The organism is Lelliottia sp. 7254-16, assembly GCF_002922995.1.
Classification (GTDB): Bacteria; Pseudomonadota; Gammaproteobacteria; order Enterobacterales; family Enterobacteriaceae; genus Enterobacter; species Enterobacter jeotgali.
The window spans coordinates 169,765-186,547 of the sequence record NZ_PQVS01000002.1; the positions used below are offsets into that span (position 1 = coordinate 169,765).

General features: G+C 53.8%; 19 protein-coding genes. 4 read left to right on the forward strand and 15 right to left on the reverse strand.

The genetic code is table 11. From position 1 onward, the window contains the following. Positions 1-13 precede the first annotated feature (13 nt). Positions 14-715 (reverse strand): pirin family protein, encoded by a 702-nt coding sequence (locus tag C3708_RS03625; protein WP_103948865.1) that lies wholly within the window; start codon positions 713-715, stop codon positions 14-16. A gap of 104 nt (positions 716-819) precedes the next feature. Here C3708_RS03625 and C3708_RS03635 point away from each other — a divergent pair, with 104 nt between their 5' ends. Next, a complete protein-coding gene (locus C3708_RS03635) occupies positions 820-1,719 on the forward strand; it encodes a LysR family transcriptional regulator (RefSeq protein ID WP_095283507.1) in 900 nt (299 codons plus the stop codon). Positions 1,720-1,759: 40 nt separating this feature from the next. Here the strand turns inward: C3708_RS03635 and C3708_RS03640 are convergent, their stop codons facing one another. The 11 genes from C3708_RS03640 to C3708_RS03690 form a co-directional block, all read right to left on the reverse strand. Next, positions 1,760-2,125: a DUF805 domain-containing protein gene (locus C3708_RS03640; protein ID WP_103947023.1), complete on the reverse strand. Its 366-nt coding sequence runs from the start codon at positions 2,123-2,125 to the stop codon at positions 1,760-1,762. 108 nt (positions 2,126-2,233) lie between these two features. Then, the gene (locus C3708_RS03645; protein WP_103948867.1) at positions 2,234-3,220 is read right to left on the reverse strand and encodes a glutathione S-transferase family protein; all 987 of its coding nucleotides are present in this window, start codon (positions 3,218-3,220) and stop codon (positions 2,234-2,236) included. Positions 3,221-3,300: 80 nt separating this feature from the next. Continuing rightward, positions 3,301-3,693, reverse strand: a complete 393-nt coding sequence (locus tag C3708_RS03650) for a DoxX family protein (protein ID WP_184957379.1) — start codon at positions 3,691-3,693, stop codon at positions 3,301-3,303. Between the two features lie 268 nt (positions 3,694-3,961). Continuing rightward, the gene (locus C3708_RS03655) at positions 3,962-4,261 is read right to left on the reverse strand and encodes a YqjK-like family protein (RefSeq protein ID WP_095283504.1); all 300 of its coding nucleotides are present in this window, start codon (positions 4,259-4,261) and stop codon (positions 3,962-3,964) included. Continuing rightward, positions 4,258-4,656: a phage holin family protein gene (locus tag C3708_RS03660; protein WP_095283503.1), complete on the reverse strand. Its 399-nt coding sequence runs from the start codon at positions 4,654-4,656 to the stop codon at positions 4,258-4,260. The genes C3708_RS03655 and C3708_RS03660 overlap by 4 nt, the downstream gene beginning before the upstream one ends. Position 4,657: 1 nt before the next feature. Continuing rightward, positions 4,658-4,963: a YqjD family protein gene (locus C3708_RS03665; protein WP_095283502.1), complete on the reverse strand. Its 306-nt coding sequence runs from the start codon at positions 4,961-4,963 to the stop codon at positions 4,658-4,660. Between the two features lie 29 nt (positions 4,964-4,992). Continuing rightward, positions 4,993-5,361, reverse strand: coding sequence for a DUF1090 domain-containing protein (locus tag C3708_RS03670; protein ID WP_095283501.1), 369 nt, complete (start codon positions 5,359-5,361; stop codon positions 4,993-4,995). 155 nt (positions 5,362-5,516) lie between these two features. Then, positions 5,517-5,900, reverse strand: a complete 384-nt coding sequence (mzrA, locus tag C3708_RS03675) for an EnvZ/OmpR regulon moderator MzrA (RefSeq protein WP_095283500.1) — start codon at positions 5,898-5,900, stop codon at positions 5,517-5,519. 1 nt (position 5,901) lies between these two features. Continuing rightward, positions 5,902-6,564, reverse strand: a complete 663-nt coding sequence (gene yqjA, locus C3708_RS03680; RefSeq protein WP_095283499.1) for a DedA family general envelope maintenance protein YqjA — start codon at positions 6,562-6,564, stop codon at positions 5,902-5,904. A gap of 348 nt (positions 6,565-6,912) precedes the next feature. Beyond that, positions 6,913-7,689, reverse strand: coding sequence for a transcriptional regulator ExuR (gene exuR / locus C3708_RS03685; protein ID WP_103948868.1), 777 nt, complete (start codon positions 7,687-7,689; stop codon positions 6,913-6,915). A gap of 118 nt (positions 7,690-7,807) precedes the next feature. Beyond that, complete coding sequence (locus C3708_RS03690; protein WP_095283497.1) at positions 7,808-9,106, reverse strand: MFS transporter; 1,299 nt, start codon at positions 9,104-9,106, stop codon at positions 7,808-7,810. A 479-nt stretch (positions 9,107-9,585) separates the two neighbouring features. Between C3708_RS03690 and uxaC the strand changes: the two genes are divergently transcribed. After that, positions 9,586-10,998 carry a glucuronate isomerase gene (gene uxaC, locus C3708_RS03695; protein WP_103948869.1) on the forward strand — a complete coding sequence of 471 codons (1,413 nt, stop codon included), beginning with the start codon at positions 9,586-9,588 and terminating at the stop codon, positions 10,996-10,998. Between the two features lie 17 nt (positions 10,999-11,015). Further along, a complete protein-coding gene (locus tag C3708_RS03700) occupies positions 11,016-12,503 on the forward strand; it encodes a UxaA family hydrolase (protein WP_095283495.1) in 1,488 nt (495 codons plus the stop codon). A gap of 183 nt (positions 12,504-12,686) precedes the next feature. On the opposite strand, the gene C3708_RS03705 is transcribed toward C3708_RS03700, so the two are convergent. The 3 genes from C3708_RS03705 to C3708_RS03715 form a co-directional block, all read right to left on the reverse strand. Continuing rightward, entirely contained in the window at positions 12,687-13,655 is a 969-nt protein-coding gene (locus C3708_RS03705) for a TerC family protein (protein WP_095283494.1), read from the reverse strand. A 275-nt stretch (positions 13,656-13,930) separates the two neighbouring features. Beyond that, positions 13,931-14,929 carry a Gfo/Idh/MocA family protein gene (locus C3708_RS03710; RefSeq protein WP_095283493.1) on the reverse strand — a complete coding sequence of 333 codons (999 nt, stop codon included), beginning with the start codon at positions 14,927-14,929 and terminating at the stop codon, positions 13,931-13,933. A gap of 70 nt (positions 14,930-14,999) precedes the next feature. After that, on the reverse strand, positions 15,000-15,503 hold the full coding sequence (locus C3708_RS03715; RefSeq protein ID WP_095283492.1) for a YgjP-like metallopeptidase domain-containing protein: 504 nt from the start codon (positions 15,501-15,503) through the stop codon (positions 15,000-15,002). An 84-nt stretch (positions 15,504-15,587) separates the two neighbouring features. On the opposite strand from C3708_RS03715, the gene rlmG reads away from it, so the two are divergent. Next, positions 15,588-16,724: a 23S rRNA (guanine(1835)-N(2))-methyltransferase RlmG gene (gene rlmG, locus C3708_RS03720; protein ID WP_095283491.1), complete on the forward strand. Its 1,137-nt coding sequence runs from the start codon at positions 15,588-15,590 to the stop codon at positions 16,722-16,724. Positions 16,725-16,783: the final 59 nt, after the last annotated feature.

The window sequence follows — 16,783 nt, forward strand, 5'->3', positions numbered from 1 at the left end:
GAGAGAGTCGTTATTACACCGGCAAATCAATCAGCAGCGCGCGCAGCGGAGTATCGGCGACCAGCGTAATGTTCGCTTCATCGCGAATAAACGCGCCGTCACCGCAGGTGAGCGCTTCTTTCTCTTCCGTATGCGTCAGAGCATGTACCGTGCCGTGAATGGATTGCAGGTAGGCGCGTGGCCCGTGGAGCTGGAAGCTCGCCTGTTCACCTTTTTTCAACTCGATATGATGCAACCATACCTGCTGGCGCAGTTGCAGGCTGCCGTTGCTGCCATCCGGCGTTGCTATCAGCTGCTGTTTATCGCCGCTGAGATTGATCTTCTGCACCAGCGGATTTTCCCGCTCCGGGCAGGCGTCCAGCCACAGCTGCATACGCGTTAGCGTCTTATCTTTGCTGAGGTTGTGTTCGCTATAGCTAATGCCCGGCTGCGTTGATATCAGCAACGCTTCGCCCGCCTTCGCCTGGACATGATTGCCCTCGCTGTCGCGATATTCCGCTTCACCTTCCAGGATCAGATTCAGGATATCCACTTTCGGATACGTGCGAGGCTGGAAGGAGGCGCCCGGTGCGAGCAATTCCTGATTCAGCACGCGCAGTGAGGCGTAACCGAGCAGTTTTGGGTCAAAGTAGTGTCCAAAGGAAAAGGTGTAGCGGGCCTGCAGCCAACCGAAATCGGCTTGTCCGCACTGTTTTGCTGTTCTTGTCGTAATCATAAAACTGACCTCTCTTTACACTAAAACAATGGTAAAGGTATGGACGCTTCATTGTTAGCCAGATATTCTGCCCGGTATGTTCAAATTTCCTGAATGAGAACGAGATGGCTAAAGAGAGAGCATTGACGCTTGAGGCGCTGCGCGTCATGGACGCGATAGACAGGCGTGGCAGCTTTGCCGCTGCGGCAGACGAGCTGGGGCGCGTTCCATCTGCCCTGAGCTACACCATGCAGAAGCTAGAAGAAGAGCTGGATGTGGTGCTTTTCGACCGTTCCGGTCACCGAACAAAATTCACTAATGTCGGGCGAATGCTGCTGGAGCGTGGCCGCGTTCTGCTCGAAGCAGCCGACAAACTGACCACCGACGCCGAAGCTCTGGCGCGTGGTTGGGAAACCCATCTGACGCTGGTCACCGAAGCGCTGGTGCCGACTTCGGCGCTGTTCCCGCTGGTGGACCGTCTGGCCGCCAAAGCCAACACCCAACTCTCGGTCATTACCGAAGTGCTGGCAGGCGCGTGGGAGCGGCTGGAGACGGGCAGGGCGGACATCGTGATCGCGCCTGACATGCACTTCCGCTCCTCGTCGGAGATCAACTCGCGCAAGCTTTATAGCGTGATGAACGTCTACGTTGCCGCGCCGGATCACCCGATTCATCAAGAGCCGGAGCCGTTATCCGAAGTGACTCGCGTGAAGTATCGCGGCGTGGCGGTGGCGGATACTGCGCGGGAACGACCGGTGCTCACCGTTCAGTTGCTGGACAAGCAGCCGCGTCTGACGGTGACCTCTCTGGAAGACAAGCGTCAGGCGCTGTTAGCTGGCCTGGGTGTCGCCACGATGCCGTATCCGTTTGTGGAAAAAGATATCGCTGAAGGGCGACTGCGCGTGGTCAGCCCGGAATACACTAACGAAGTGGATATTATTATGGCGTGGCGTCGTGACAGCATGGGCGAGGCCAAATCCTGGTGTCTGCGCGAAATCCCGAAACTGTTCGCGCATCATAAGTAGTTTTTGTAGGCCCGGATCGCTACGCGTCTCCGGGCAAATTTCACGGCTGTAACTTAGGGTCCGGCCCGAAGCGGTTTTCGCCCGGCGTACCGCTCTGGCAGTTAAAGGCCAGAATGATCAGCCAGCCGATAATCGGAATCAAAATCAGCAGTAACCACCACGCTGAACGATCCGTATCGTGAAGACGGCGGAACAACACAGCCCAGGAGGGCAGTAGAACCAGCACGGCGTAAATTGTGGTGAGAATGCCTTCGCCACCCGCGCGTTCCCACCCCAGAATTTTATCGACAATACCTAGCACGATGGCGAGGATGAAGTTCACCAGAATAAACATCCAGTACTCTTTGCGACGCGCACGGCCACCAAATCCAACGTAATTTCTCAGTACTTTTAGATACCAGTCCATTTTCCTTAGCCTCGATATTCAGTCAATCACTTGTTTTTTAAGCAATCACTTAAAGCGTAGACGGGAATAAAAGAGTGGTAAAGGCGCCACAGTGGGCGCCTTTATGCTTTAGCGAAAACGCGTATCACGACCGTGCGGTTCGTCCAGATCCTGCCACGGACCGATGGAAATAATCCCCGTCGGGTTAATCGTTTTGTGGCTGCGATAGTAGTGGGTGCGGATGTGATCGAAATCGACGGTTTCAGCAATACCTTCCATTTGATAAATATCGCGCAAGAAACCGTACAGATTCAGGTAATCGCTGATGCGGTGTTTGTCGCATTTAAAGTGGGTGACGTAAACCGGATCGAAACGCACCAGCGTGGTCCACAGGCGAATGTCGGCTTCTGTCAGGCGGTCGCCCGTCAGATAGCGGTGCTGGCCAAGGATTTGTTCGAGGCGCGCCAGAGATTCAAACACCTTACCGACCGCTTCGTCGTAAGCTTCCTGGCTGGTGGCGAAACCGGCTTTGTAAACGCCGTTGTTCACATTGTCGTAAATCCAGCTGTTCAGTTCGTCGATTTTATCGCGCAGTTCCGGCGGATAAAAATCACCGGCCCGTGCACCGTGCGCATCAAACGCAGTATTGAACATACGGATGATCTCAGCGGATTCATTACTGACGATGGTCTGGTTTTTCTTGTCCCAGAGAACCGGGACGGTGACGCGCCCGGTGTAGTGCGGGTCGGCGCGCAGGTAAAGCTGATAGAGGAAATCGTGGTGATACAGTTCATCGCCGGTGGCGGCAGGGAAGTCGCTGTCGAAGGTCCAGCCATTTTCCAGCATCAGCGGATTGACGACGGAAACGGGAATTAAGGAATCCAGACCTTTTAGTTTGCGCACGATCAGCGTGCGGTGTGCCCACGGACAGGCCAGAGAAACGTAAAGGTGGTAGCGATCTTTTTCTGCCGCAAAACCGCCTTCACCGCTTGGGCCCGATGCGCCGTCCGCTGTTAGCCAGTTACGGAAGGCCGAAACAGAACGCTTGAAGCGTCCTCCAGTGGATTTGGTGTCATACCAGATATCCTGCCAGACGCCGTCAACTAATTGTCCCATGCTTTCCTCCGTCTTCTTTCCGTCTTGAAATGACAAAAGCGAGGAGATATCTCCTCGCTTTTTTATTCAGTATAGCGTGCTTACCACTTCTTATTCAGAACACGGTCGATGCTGAATGCGCCAGGACCGGTGATAGCCAGCAGCAGGAAGCCGCCTGCGATGGTCAGGTTTTTCATGAACATCAGGGAGTTCATGCCTTCCGCAAAGTTGCTGTGGAAGATGAACGCGGTCAGCAGGGTGAAGCCCGCAGTGAACAGCGCGGTAGTGCGAGTCAGGAAGCCAAACAGAACCGCCAGACCGCCGCCGAACTCAAGCAGAATGGTCAGAGGCAGCAGAAAACCTGGGACGCCCATCGCTTCCATGTACTGTTGTGTCCCTGCATAACCGGTAATTTTGCCCCAGCCAGCAGTGATAAACAGAATTGGCATCAGGATACGTGCTACCAGCAAACCAACATCTTCTAATTTTTTCATTTTACTCTCCAGGAAACCACTTGTGCGGCTCATCATTATTTGTGTGCAAATCCGGGTAGATACCGCGTGTTTGCTGTCGATGGAGAGGATAATAAACGTGACGAATGACAATTGTTAGCAAGGAAAACTGTCAATCTTCTTCAAAGATATTGAGTGAGTGGAATCAGGGAAATGTGCCGGGTGGTGGCTTCGCCTTACCCGGCCTACGGGCACGGCTTGGTTTTGTAGGCCGGGTAAGCGTGAGCGCCACCCGGCAATACCACAGATATTAAGATCGTAACTGCTGCTGGCGCAGCGTCGCTTTCACCAGCCGCCAGGCGCTCCATACACCGAAGCCACGGCGTGCCATGCGGACCAGCATACTCGGATGACGTACTGACCAGATGGCCATAACGCTACTGCCGACCATCACCCATGAGCGCAAACTCAGGAACGTATTCCAGCGACGGTCGTAAGATTGCGTCACGTCGAGCCAGTCGCGACGGCAGGCGGTTAGGTCCAGCCGCTGCTGCTGGATCTGGCTTAGCAGATACGCTTTGCGCTTGCGACGTTCCGTTGTGCTGCTCACGGCTTGTCTTCCTCCAGCAGTGCGCGGTCGTTGGCAAGCTCCTGACGAGTGTGACGCAGCAGCGTAGAGCTGCGCGCTTTATGCAGCGTCCATACGCCACCAATGAGCGCAGCCACCAACAGCACCACGGTTGTGGCGATCATCGCGTTCAGACGATACTGCGGATCGATAGCCCAAATGATTAACACCATCAGGCTCATCAGTCCGAACGCGGCGAAGAGCATGGTTAAACCCAGCATGAGCAGCATCTGGAAGAGATTGGCTTTCTCCTCTTCCAGCTCCACGACTGCCAGTCGAACCCGCGTTTCGGCAATGCCGACCAGCGTAGTCAAAATACGCTGGCCGATGCCGAGGACGTTTTTTGCCGGCCCTTGTGCGTGACGAGGATCTTCCATATCAGCGACGCGTCAGTAGAACGCCCAGAACGACGCCGACGGCGGCACCAATACCCACGCCAGCCCACGGATTATCGCGGACATATTCGTCTGCCTTAGCAGCGGCTTCGCGGGTCTGTTTCGCCAGCACATCACCGGTTTCACCCAGACGATAGCGGCTCTCTTTCAGCGCACTTTCGGCTTTAGAGCGCAGTTTGCTCAACTCTTCTTTCGATTTGTCGGTCGAAGAGTTCAGCACCTCTTCCAGGGTATCGGCCAGGGATTTCAACTCAGCGCGCAGATTTTCTGAAGTAGTATCTTTAGACATGATTTTCTCCTGTTGAGATTTCCGTTAACTCAATAATCGCGAGCTTCCAGGGCTTTCAGTTCTTCCTGAGCCTCTTTCAGCTTAGCTTCGCGCTTTGCAACTTTATCCGCATCACCTTTCTCTTGCGCTTCTTTCAGGTCTTGACGGCGTTCGACAATCTCGTCCTTCTGTTCAGCGATTTTCTTCTGGTGATCGGCACGCAGCTTGCTGTCTGAGCAGTTAGCTTTCACTTCGCTCAGCGCTTTTTTCAGACCGTCGATACGATGCTGATTGTTATGCTTTTCGGCATAACTGATCTCGCGTTGAATGTCCTTTTCTTTCTCCTGACAGAGAGAGTTCGCGAAAGAAGCGGTGCTTAAAGAAAACAGAGCCAAAGCCAGAGTGATGCGGTATTTCATTATAGAAACCTTCCATTGTGTTACGGCACTTGTGAAGAGTATGCCGCTTTTCCAGTGTCATGCGGAGAACTTCTGAGGGGTGCTCCGCGTACTTAAGCATAGTAAGTAAACGGGGTTATCACCAAAGTGAGTGAAAAGATTCAGAATCCTGGTAATTAACCAAATCGATGCGAGGTGTCTCGCAGCCGTGTTAACCATAGCGCAGTCTGACTCTCATCGTCCTGCAGTGCAACGATATAACCCTGAGGCAGGGACCGGTCCAGCACTTCTTTTGCGGCGGCGCTTTGCGCACTGGAGTCAAACTTAATCAGTAAAACGTCGTCTTCAGGCGTGATGCTTTTAAAGCGAATGCCGTTCGCATCAAGATGATGCCAGACAGAAAAACCGTCTGGTACGCTGGCGCCCTGACTCACCGGGCGAATGGACAGCGTCGATTCCTGATGCTGAACGGCCGTCCATACCAGCACTATCGCGCTGAGAATCATCAGCGCGATCAAGGCAAAGGATAACCGGCGCAAGGAACGCGGTGTGATTTCCATATTAGTTTCTGGTCCCGTATTTCTTTTTCAGCAGGACGTAAACCGAACCCAGAAGACCAAAGACCAGCAGCACCACGGGCAGCAGCATCAGGCAGGACATCAACTGATCTTCATATTTCAGGAACACCGGCGTTTTACCCAGCAGATATCCCAGAGAAGTTAAAATCAGTACCCACAGCAGGCCGCTCATCCAGTTGAAGAACTGGAAACGCGCGTTATTAAGGCCAGAAAGGCCTGCGATGGTTGGCAATAGAGTTCGAACAAAGGCGATGAAGCGCGCAATCAGCAGCGCTGAAAGCCCATGTTTATGGAACAGATGGTGTGCGCGTTGGTGATAGTGTGCCGGAAGATGGGAAAGCCAGTTCTGGACGATGCGCGTATTACCCAGCCATCGCCCCTGAATATAACTCACCCAGCAACCGAGGCTCGCGGCGATGGTGAGCAATAACACGGTTTGCGGAAAGGCCATCGCCCCTTTGGCACACAATACGCCAACCAGCACCAGCAGGCTGTCGCCGGGTAAAAAGGCAGCAGGAAGTAATCCGTTCTCTAGGAACAGAATCATAAACAAGACAAAATAGAGCATGCCAATCATGGAGGGATTGGCCAGGGTTTCGAAATCCTGGGCCCATAAGGCATTCAGTAGTTGGGTCAAAAGTTCCATTCAGTGTTCCTGGAAATCGGTTAACGTCTCGCCTGTTATCCGGGTCAAACAGCAAAGCGACATGATTTATGATTTCATTATGGTCGCTCGCGGACACATTGTGGTGGCCAGAACTGTTCCCTGTTAAGTGGCTAGGTAAGCAAGCACTAACTAAAAAATGCAATTTGCATCCAATTGTAACAAAGCCCAACGTAATACGTCACAGATTTTGCGATCGGCCGGGGAAATGATTTTGGCCTATGGAGAGGAAGTGACGCGAGGGTATTTACACAGGCTGACACTATATATGTTTACTGACCCACGATATGCCGGAAGGCGCAGCGGTGCGCCTGCCAGCGAGATGGTGAACTATTTTGCCTGACTGGATGCTGTATCAAGATGAACCACCGGATTATCGGCAAAAAGATAGCGGTCGGCGTTAAATTCAAAGTCATCACTGGTTTCGTTGAACAGCATCAGCTTGGTGTTTTCCAGATGCTGCCACATCGCCAGTTTTGCAGCATGCGGGTCTTTACGAATCAGCGCTTTAAGGATTTGATCGTGATCGTCGCACCAGTTGTCGACGGTACGCGAATCAATATGATCGTGTAATTTCTTCCAGTACGGGTTGTGAACGCGCTGAGTCCACATTTTTTCGACGATTGCTGCCAGGGCGGTATTTTGCGTGGCCAGCGCCACCTGAACGTGGAATTGCAGATCCCATTCGGAATCGCGGAAACATTTTTCTTTGCGCGCCTGATCCTGAATTTCCATCAGTTTCATGATGTCCTGCTTGGTCACCTGGGTCGCAGCAAACTCAGCGATATTGCTTTCTATCAGCTGACGCGCCTGGAGCAGTTCAAACGGACCATAGCTGGCAAATTCCAGACTTTCGTCCGGCACCGGAGAGTGTTTTGGAAGATTGGAAATCACATGAATGCCGGAACCTTTGCGCACCTCAACATAGCCTTCGACTTCCAGCATGATGATGGCTTCACGCACCACGGTGCGGCTGACGCTCTTCTCATCAGCAATAAAGCGTTCGGCAGGCAGTTTATCACCGACGAGATAGACACCTAGCTCGATGCGATCTTTCAGCTCGGCAGCAAGTTGCTGATATAAACGACGTGGTTCGGTGATTTCCATATGCGCTCCAGGCAGGGTACGGCAGATGATTTGTTATACCACTTTTGCGAGCCAGTCTCCAGATTTCCCCATGAAAAAGCCGCCCTGGAGGCGGCTTCGTTGATATCAGATAAAAACGCTAACTTTGTTGTGCGGGCCCACCAACCTGAGAACTGAGTAGTTCCTCGGCGGACTGGTTTTTCAGCACTGTCCAGATAACCACGGCACCCAGCAGGTCGAAGATAGCCAGTACCGCGAACAGCGGGCTGAAGCCGATGGTGTCAGCCAGCGCACCGACCACCAGAGCGAACATGGTACTTGCGGTCCAGGCGGCCATACCGGTCAGGCCGTTGGCGGTCGCCACTTCGTTGCGTCCAAAGACGTCAGAAGAGAGCGTAATCAGTGCGCCAGACAGGGACTGGTGAGCAAAACCACCGATACACAGCAGGCCGATAGCCACGTAAGGGCTGGTGAACAGGCCGATCATCCCAGGGCCAATCATCAGCAGCGCGCCCATAGTCACGACCATTTTACGCGAGACAATCAGGTTCACGCCAAACCAGCGCTGGAACAGCGGTGGCAGGTATCCGCCGACGATACAACCCAGGTCAGCAAACAGCATTGGCATCCAGGCAAACATCGCGATTTCTTTCAGGTTAAAGCCGTAGACTTTAAACATGAACAGCGGGATCCAGGCGTTGAACGTACCCCAGGCCGGTTCTGCCAGGAAGCGCGGCAGGGCGATACCCCAGAACTGACGGGTGCCCAGGATCTGCCAGACGGACATTTTTTTGCCGTTGTTGGTTTGGTGATGGGATTCCTGACCACCAATAATGTATTCGCGTTCTTCGTCAGACAGTTTCTTCTGATCGCGCGGATGTTTGTAGAAGATCAGCCACGCCATCGCCCAGGCAAAGCTCAGTGCGCCAGAGATGACGAACGCTAACTGCCAGCTGTGCATCACGATAGCCCACACCACCAACGGTGGAGCAATCATCGCGCCGATGGAGGAGCCAACGTTGAAGTAGCCGACCGCGATTGAACGTTCTTTTGCCGGGAACCACTCAGAGCTGGCCTTCAGACCCGCAGGGATCATCGCCGCTTCTGCGGCACCAACCGCACCGCGCGCCAGTGCCAGTCCGCCCCAGCTTCCCGCCAGTGCCGTCGCGCCACAGAAGATAGCCCAGGTCACGGCGAAGACGGCGTAACCGACTTTGGTGCCAAGGATATCAAGGAGATAGCCCGCTACAGGCTGCATGATGGTATAAGCCGCGGAGTAGGCCGCGATAATATAGGAATATTGCTGCGTGGAAATATGCAGCTCTTCCATTAGCGTTGGCGCCGCCGCCGCTATGGTGTTACGCGTCAGGTAACCCAGCACGGTGCCAAGCGTCACCAGTGCAATCATGTACCAACGTAACCCTTTAATTTTACGCATGTAAAACCTCATCGTTATAGTATTGCCGCGCCGGAGCACGGTACATCTCGACCGTTTCCGGGAGCTGTCTTGTAACGGGAGGGCGTAACGGGAGTGACTCCCGGAACGGCCCGAACCTTGCCAGTTGTAATCGTGCATAAGTCGGTATCCGTACCGCTAATTCCGGTGTTCAAACACCGGTAATGCATTCCGTCGGCTTATATGTTGCGACGGCGAAAAGATAACTTGTCATACAACTTTAAAAGGTGAGTGACATCACAAATGTGTGAATCTTTGTGTGGTCATTATTAACCCTTCTTGAAGCCAGATACGGCGCGGCTTACGACGGGGTTTGCTCCTTAAGGGGTAATTTATTTGTCGACGTTTATTGATCTAACTCACGAAAAAAACATCGGTCTCTGGAAATTGGTGTGATAACTTTGCAGCATCTGAACACAAGCTTTAGCTTTCCGACGCTCTCGTGATAGAGGAAGACGATAATGACGCCGTTTATGACCGAAGATTTTCTGTTAGATACCGAATTTGCCCGCCGTCTGTACCACGACTACGCAAAAGACCAGCCGATTTTCGACTACCACTGCCACTTACCGCCGCAGCAGGTTGCCGAAAATTACCGTTTCAAAAACCTGTATGACATCTGGCTGAAGGGTGACCACTACAAATGGCGCGCCATGCGTACCAACGGTGTGGCTGAACGCCTGTGTACCGGTGATGCGACTGACCGTGAGAAGTTTGACGCCTGGGCTGCAACTGTTCCGCATACCATCGGCAACCCGTTATACCACTGGACGCATCTTGAACTGCGTCGTCCGTTCGGTATCACCGGCAAACTGCTGTCGCCTGCGACCGCTGACGAAATCTGGAACCAGTGCAATGACCTGCTGGCACAGGACAAATTCTCCGCGCGCGGCATCATGAAACAGATGAACGTGAAGATGGTCGGCACCACCGACGATCCGATTGATACTCTGGAACACCACGCGGTCGTGGCCAAAGACACCTCTTTTGATATCAAAGTGCTGCCAAGCTGGCGTCCGGATAAAGCTTTCAATATCGAACAGGCGACCTTTGGCGAATATGTGGCGAAGCTGGCCGAAGTCTCTGATACCGATATCCGTCGTTTCACCGATCTGCAAACCGCGCTCACCAAACGTCTCGACCACTTTGCGGCTCATGGCTGCAAAGTCTCTGACCACGCGCTGGATGTCGTGCTGTTCGCCGAATCTAACGAATCTGAGCTGGATAACATCCTGGCGCGCCGTCTGGCGGGTGAATCCCTGACCGAGCACGAAGTGGCTCAGTTCAAAACCGCCGTGCTGGTGTTCCTCGGCGCGGAATACGCGCGTCGCGGCTGGGTGCAGCAGTATCACATCGGTGCGCTGCGCAACAACAACCAGCGCCAGTTCAAACTGCTGGGCGCAGATGTGGGCTTCGATTCCATCAACGACCGTCCAATGGCCGAAGAGCTGTCGAAACTGCTGAGCAAACAGAACGAACAAAATCTGCTGCCAAAAACCATTCTCTACTGCCTGAACCCGCGCGATAACGAAGTGCTGGGCACCATGACCGGTAACTTCCAGGGCGAAGGGATGCCAGGCAAGATGCAGTTCGGTTCCGGCTGGTGGTTTAACGATCAGAAAGACGGCATGGAACGTCAGATGACGCAGCTCGCGCAGCTGGGCCTGTTGAGCCGCTTCGTGGGGATGCTGACCGACAGCCGTAGCTTCCTGTCTTATACCCGCCATGAATATTTCCGTCGCATTCTGTGCCAGATGATTGGCCGCTGGGTGGCTGCGGGTGAAGCGCCGGCGGATATCCAACTGCTGGGCGAAATGGTGAAAAACATCTGCTTTAACAATGCGCGCGATTACTTCGCCATTGAACTGAACTAAGGCCGTTTGAGGTTGATATGCAATACATCAAGATCCATTCGCTGGATAACGTTGCCGTAGCGCTGGCGGATCTGACCGAAGGCGCGGAAGTGACCGTTGAAAACCAGACCGTCACCCTGCGTCAGGCTATTGTTCGCGGGCATAAATTTGCCGTGTTCCCGATTGCCAAAGGCGAAAACGTGGTGAAGTACGGTTTGCCGATCGGTCATGCGCTGGCGGATATTGCGCCGGGTGAACATATTCATTCCCACAATACCCGCACCAATCTCAGCGATCTGGACGAGTACAGCTATCAACCTGATTTTCAGGCTGAAGAAGGGCAGGGGGAAGATCGTGATGTCGAGATCTACCGCCGCGCTAGCGGAGAAGTTGGGATCCGCAACGAGCTGTGGATCTTGCCGACCGTCGGCTGCGTGAACGGTATTGCGCGTCAAATTCAGAACCGATTCCTGAAAGAGACCAATAATGCCGAAGGCACCGACGGCGTGTTCCTGTTTAGCCACACCTATGGTTGTTCGCAGCTAGGCGACGATCACGTTAACACCCGCACCATGCTGCAAAACATGGTGCGTCATCCGAATGCGGGCGCGGTGCTGGTGATTGGTCTTGGCTGTGAAAACAACCAGGTCGATGCCTTCCGCGAAACGTTGGGGGATTTTGATCCTGAACGCGTGCACTTTATGGTGTGCCAGCATCAGGACGACGAAGTGGAGGCCGGCCTCGAACAGCTGCATCAGCTGTATGAAGTGATGCGCCACGACAAACGTGTACCGGGTAAACTGAGCGAGCTGAAGTTTGGTCTGGAGTGCGGTGGCTCTGATGGCCTTTCAGGCATCACCGCCAACCCAATGCTGGGCCGCTTCTCGGATTACATGATCACCAACGGCGGCACTACCGTCCTGACCGAAGTGCCGGAAATGTTCGGTGCGGAACGCATTCTGATGAGCCACTGCCGCGATGAAGAGACGTTTGAAAAAACGGTCACGATGGTGAACGACTTCAAACAGTATTTCATCGCTCATAACCAGCCGATTTACGAAAACCCATCGCCGGGCAACAAAGCGGGCGGCATTACCACGCTTGAAGAAAAATCCCTCGGCTGTACGCAAAAAGCCGGTGCCAGCCAGGTTGTGGACGTGCTGCGCTATGGCGAGCGCCTGAAAACGCACGGTCTGAATCTGCTCAGTGCGCCGGGGAACGACGCCGTCGCCACCAGTGCGCTGGCTGGCGCGGGCTGTCATATGGTGCTGTTCAGTACCGGTCGCGGAACCCCGTACGGCGGCTTTGTGCCGACGGTGAAAATTGCCACCAACAGCGAGCTGGCGGCGAAGAAGAAGCACTGGATAGATTTTGACGCCGGGCAGTTAATTCATGGCAAAGCTATGCCGCAGCTGTTGAATGAGTTCATCGATACCATTGTGGATTTTGCTAACGGTAAACAGACCTGCAATGAAAAGAACGACTTCCGCGAACTGGCGATTTTCAAAAGTGGTGTGACCTTATAAGGTGTCGCGTGTGTTGCCGGGTGGCGGCTGCGCCTTACCCGGCCTACAAGGTCAACGCAAAACGGCAACCAAAGGTTGCCGTTTTTTTATGTTTTCTCCCTCTCCCTGTGGGAGAGGGCCGGGGTGAGGGCACCAGACCGCACCTGCCCTGGGCCCGCTCGTTGCGCGCCACCGGGCAATCTTTTACTGCGCTCGCTGTTTCTTATCGTGCTGATGGTTAACCCAGGCGTTAATGATTAGCGTCAGCGCCAGAATACCAAATACCACGCCCAGCGAAATCGCGATCGGGATATGGTAGAAATCGACGATCAGCATCTTGATACCGATAAACACCAGGATAATCGACAGACCGTATTTCAGCATCGAGAAGCGCTCTGCCACGCCCGCCAGCAGGAAGTACATCGCACGCAGACCGAGGATCGCAAACAGGTTAGAGGTCAACACGATGAACGGATCGGTGGTCACCGCGAAGATAGCCGGAATGCTGTCGACCGCGAAGATAACGTCACTCAGCTCGACCAGAATCAGCACCAGCAGCAGCGGCGTTGCAAACAGAATCCCGTTTTTACGCACGAAGAAGTGCTCGTTGTCGATGGTGTCGGTCATGCGCAAATGCCCACGGATCCATTTCACCAGCGGCTTCTCGCCAATCCCGGTTTCATCCTCTTTCGCCAGCGCCATTTTCACACCGGTGAACAGCAGGAACGCACCGAAGACATACAGCAGCCATTCGAACTGGGTAATCAGCCAGCTACCCGCGAAGATCATCACCGTACGCAGGATAATCGCGCCCAGCACGCCGTAAACCAGCACGCGACGCTGCAATGCAGCAGGCACCGCAAAATAGCTGAACAGCATCAGCCAGACAAAAACGTTATCAACGGCGAGGGCTTTCTCAATCAGATAGCCGGTCAGGAAGGCGAGCGCCTGTGGGTCTGCCACCGCGCGGCCTTCCGTTTGTACCAGATACCACCAGAACGCGGCGCAGAACAGCAGGGAGAGGGTGACCCACACCAGCGACCAGGCGGCGGCCTGTTTCATGGTCATGCCATGTGCGCCGCGACGGCCCTGTAAAAAGAGGTCGATCGCCAGCATGATGACCACCACGACTGCGAATCCGCCCCATAACATTGGAGTGCCGACAGAGTGCATATCTATTTCCTTACGCATAAAAAACAAAAACGGCCAACGTCAGAAGACGATAGCCGTTGCGTTATTTATGCAGGGACCTCGCCTTCCGGCAAGGTCTCACTTACAACCAAAAAGAACACGTGTCGTGACTCTTTTTCGTTGCCCGGCGACCGGATGCGGTATTGCACGCATCGTAATGACGACCCACCGGCAATGAAGTTACTCCCCTTTGCAGGTAACAAAATATGTCAGGACGCGGTTTTCGTCAATGCCCTTAACGATTCTATTACACAGCTTTACGCGACTGCTGTTGCACTCACGTCATCCGCAGGGAATACCACGCCGGTCTGACGGCGGATTTCTGTCTGCAGTTTCGCCGTGGTGCGACTCACGGCCAGCCCCGGGTGGTTCACTTCATTGGTTTCGACCAGGCGCGCGAACACCTCTGCCTCATACAGCATAGTGTTAATATGCTGAGGTTGCGTCAGCTCCTGCGCCTTGCCACCGCGCGGGATAAAGCTCACTTTCTGGCACTCAGAGATTTTCTCGATAACCAGCGAACCCTCTTCGCCCTGAATCTCGCTCGGCAGCACCGAATCACTGACTTTGGAATGCTGGAGCGTCACGCTAAAATCACCGTAATCCAGAACCACTAATCCGTGAGCATCCACGCCGCTGTCGAGCAGGCTGGCGGTGGCGATCACACCATGCGGCTCGCCCCACAGGGCAACAGCCGATGCCAGACAGTAAAAACCGATATCCATGATCGAGCCGTTCGAGAAGGCTGGATTAAAGGTATTGGGATTTTCGCCGTCAAGATAGCGCTGGTAGCGCGAGGAGTACTGGCAGTAGTTGATAAAGGCTTTGCGTACTTTGCCGAGCTTCGGCAAAGACTGCTGCAACAGCAGGAAGTTAGGCAGGCTGGCGGTTTTAAATGCTTCAAACAGCACCACCTGATTTTCTCGTGCCAGTTGAATGGCCGCCTCCACTTCCTGAATATTCGACGCCAGCGGTTTCTCGCAAATCACATGTTTTTTGTGCGCAAGGAACTGCAGGGTCTGAGGGGAGTGCAGGGAGTTCGGGCTGGCGATATACACCGCGTCAATCGCATCGCTCTGCGCCATCTCATCAAGCGAGGTAAACAGATGCTCGACGAGATAATCATTCGCAAACGTCTGTGCCTGTTCAAGGCTGCGGGAATAGACGGCGGTGAGTTTGAATTTGCCGGTTTCATGGGCGGCGTCAACGAACTGGCGCGTGATCCAGTTCGTGCCTATAACTGCGAAACGTATCATAAACGTTCACGTACTCCGTAGCGGGGAACCTTTTGTCACTTTAGCACGCGTTGATGACAAAACCAGTGCTTCACACCGCATTACCATTTAACGATAAATGCGTTAGCCACAGGCGCGTATCAAACTCCAGCTGGTGGTACTGCGGCTCCATGTGACAACACAGGGAGTAGAACGCTTTGTCGTGCTCTTTTTCTTTCAGATGCGCCAACTCATGCACCACAATCATGCGCAAAAAGGCTTCCGGTGCATTGCGAAACACAGTCGCCACGCGGATCTCCGCTTTGGCCTTCAGCTTTCCACCCTGCACGCGGGACACGGCGGTGTGCAAACCCAGGGCGTTTTTCAGCACGTGGATCTTGTTGTCATACATCACTTTATTGATTGGTGGGGCGTTGCGCAGAAACTGACTTTTCAGATCCTGCGTATATTGCCAGAGCGCTTTATCGGTCGCGAAGCTGTGGGTTCCTGGATACCGTTTTTCAAGAACACTGCCCAGCCGCTCCTCGGCAATTAAAGTGCGAACCTGGGAAAGTAAATTCTCCGGATAGCCCTGGAGATAACTAAGATGACTCATCAATGCTCCACGCAAATCGTAAAAAGGGTATACTCACGCACCCTTTTCAGGGATAACGCCAAATTTTACCACTCAGGAGGGCCGATGAGCCACTTAGACAACGGTTTCCGTTCACTCAATCTTAAACGTTTCCCGGAAACGGACGACGTTAACCCGCTTCAGGCGTGGGAAGCGGCGGATGAATATCTGCTGCAACAGTTGGATGACACTGAAATTGTCGGCCCGGTTCTGATCCTGAATGACACCTTTGGTGCGCTGGGTTGCGCGCTGGCCGAACACACGCCTTACAGCATCGGCGATTCCTATTTAAGCGAACTTGCAACGCGCGAAAACCTGCGTCACAACGAGATTGCGGAATCCAGCGTCAAATTTCTCGACAGCACGGCAGAATATCCGCAGGCGCCGGGCGTGGTGCTGATTAAAATCCCTAAAACGCTGGCTCTGCTGGAACAGCAGTTGCGCGCGTTGCGTCAGGTCGTTACCCCAGAAACGCGCATTATCGCGGGTGCTAAAGCGCGTGATATTCACAACTCCACGATTGAGCTGTTCGAAAAAGTGCTGGGTCCAACCACCACTACGTTAGCGTGGAAAAAGGCGCGTTTGATCAACCCAACCTTCACTAAACCTGAACTTGCGGATGCACCAGAAACGCTGAGCTGGAAACTGGATGGAACCAACTGGACTATCCACAACCATGCAAACGTCTTCTCGCGCACCGGCCTGGATATCGGCGCACGTTTCTTCCTGGAACATCTGCCGGACAATCTGGAAGGCGAAATCGTCGATCTCGGCTGCGGTAATGGCATCATCGGTTTGACGTTGCTGGAGAAAAACCCGGAAGCCAGCGTTATCTTCACCGATGAATCGCCAATGGCGGTGGCGTCCAGCCGACTGAATGTTGAAACCAACATGCCGGAAAATCTGGACCGTTGCGAGTTCATGATCAACAACGCCCTGTCAGGCGTGGAGCCTTTCCGCTTCAACGCGGTCATTTGCAACCCGCCATTCCACCAGAAACACGCTCTGACGGATAACGTGGCGTGGGAAATGTTCCACCATGCGCGTCGTTGTCTGAAAATTAACGGTGAGCTGTACATCGTGGCGAACCGTCACCTCGACTACTTCCATAAACTGAAGAAGATCTTCGGTAACTGCGAGACCATCGCCACCAATAACAAATTCGTGGTGCTGAAAGCGGTGAAACTGGGTCGTCGTCGCTAAGCTCTTTTTGCCGGGCGGCGCTTCGCTTGCACCGGCCTACGAGGTTTTGTAGGCCCGGT

Excerpts from the sequence above, each read along its gene's own strand:
- C3708_RS03625 (WP_103948865.1), bottom strand. The coding sequence starts at position 715 with ATGATTACGACAAGAACAGCAAAACAGTGCGGACAAGCCGATTTCGGT.
- C3708_RS03635 (WP_095283507.1), top strand. The coding sequence starts at position 820 with ATGGCTAAAGAGAGAGCATTGACGCTTGAGGCGCTGCGCGTCATGGAC.
- C3708_RS03640 (WP_103947023.1), bottom strand. The coding sequence starts at position 2,125 with ATGGACTGGTATCTAAAAGTACTGAGAAATTACGTTGGATTTGGTGGC.
- C3708_RS03645 (WP_103948867.1), bottom strand. The coding sequence starts at position 3,220 with ATGGGACAATTAGTTGACGGCGTCTGGCAGGATATCTGGTATGACACC.
- C3708_RS03650 (WP_184957379.1), bottom strand. The coding sequence starts at position 3,693 with ATGAAAAAATTAGAAGATGTTGGTTTGCTGGTAGCACGTATCCTGATG.
- C3708_RS03660 (WP_095283503.1), bottom strand. The coding sequence starts at position 4,656 with ATGGAAGATCCTCGTCACGCACAAGGGCCGGCAAAAAACGTCCTCGGC.
- C3708_RS03665 (WP_095283502.1), bottom strand. The coding sequence starts at position 4,963 with ATGTCTAAAGATACTACTTCAGAAAATCTGCGCGCTGAGTTGAAATCC.
- C3708_RS03670 (WP_095283501.1), bottom strand. The coding sequence starts at position 5,361 with ATGAAATACCGCATCACTCTGGCTTTGGCTCTGTTTTCTTTAAGCACC.
- mzrA (WP_095283500.1), bottom strand. The coding sequence starts at position 5,900 with ATGGAAATCACACCGCGTTCCTTGCGCCGGTTATCCTTTGCCTTGATC.
- yqjA (WP_095283499.1), bottom strand. The coding sequence starts at position 6,564 with ATGGAACTTTTGACCCAACTACTGAATGCCTTATGGGCCCAGGATTTC.
- exuR (WP_103948868.1), bottom strand. The coding sequence starts at position 7,689 with ATGGAAATCACCGAACCACGTCGTTTATATCAGCAACTTGCTGCCGAG.
- C3708_RS03690 (WP_095283497.1), bottom strand. The coding sequence starts at position 9,106 with ATGCGTAAAATTAAAGGGTTACGTTGGTACATGATTGCACTGGTGACG.
- uxaC (WP_103948869.1), top strand. The coding sequence starts at position 9,586 with ATGACGCCGTTTATGACCGAAGATTTTCTGTTAGATACCGAATTTGCC.
- C3708_RS03700 (WP_095283495.1), top strand. The coding sequence starts at position 11,016 with ATGCAATACATCAAGATCCATTCGCTGGATAACGTTGCCGTAGCGCTG.
- C3708_RS03705 (WP_095283494.1), bottom strand. The coding sequence starts at position 13,655 with ATGCACTCTGTCGGCACTCCAATGTTATGGGGCGGATTCGCAGTCGTG.
- C3708_RS03710 (WP_095283493.1), bottom strand. The coding sequence starts at position 14,929 with ATGATACGTTTCGCAGTTATAGGCACGAACTGGATCACGCGCCAGTTC.
- C3708_RS03715 (WP_095283492.1), bottom strand. The coding sequence starts at position 15,503 with ATGAGTCATCTTAGTTATCTCCAGGGCTATCCGGAGAATTTACTTTCC.
- rlmG (WP_095283491.1), top strand. The coding sequence starts at position 15,588 with ATGAGCCACTTAGACAACGGTTTCCGTTCACTCAATCTTAAACGTTTC.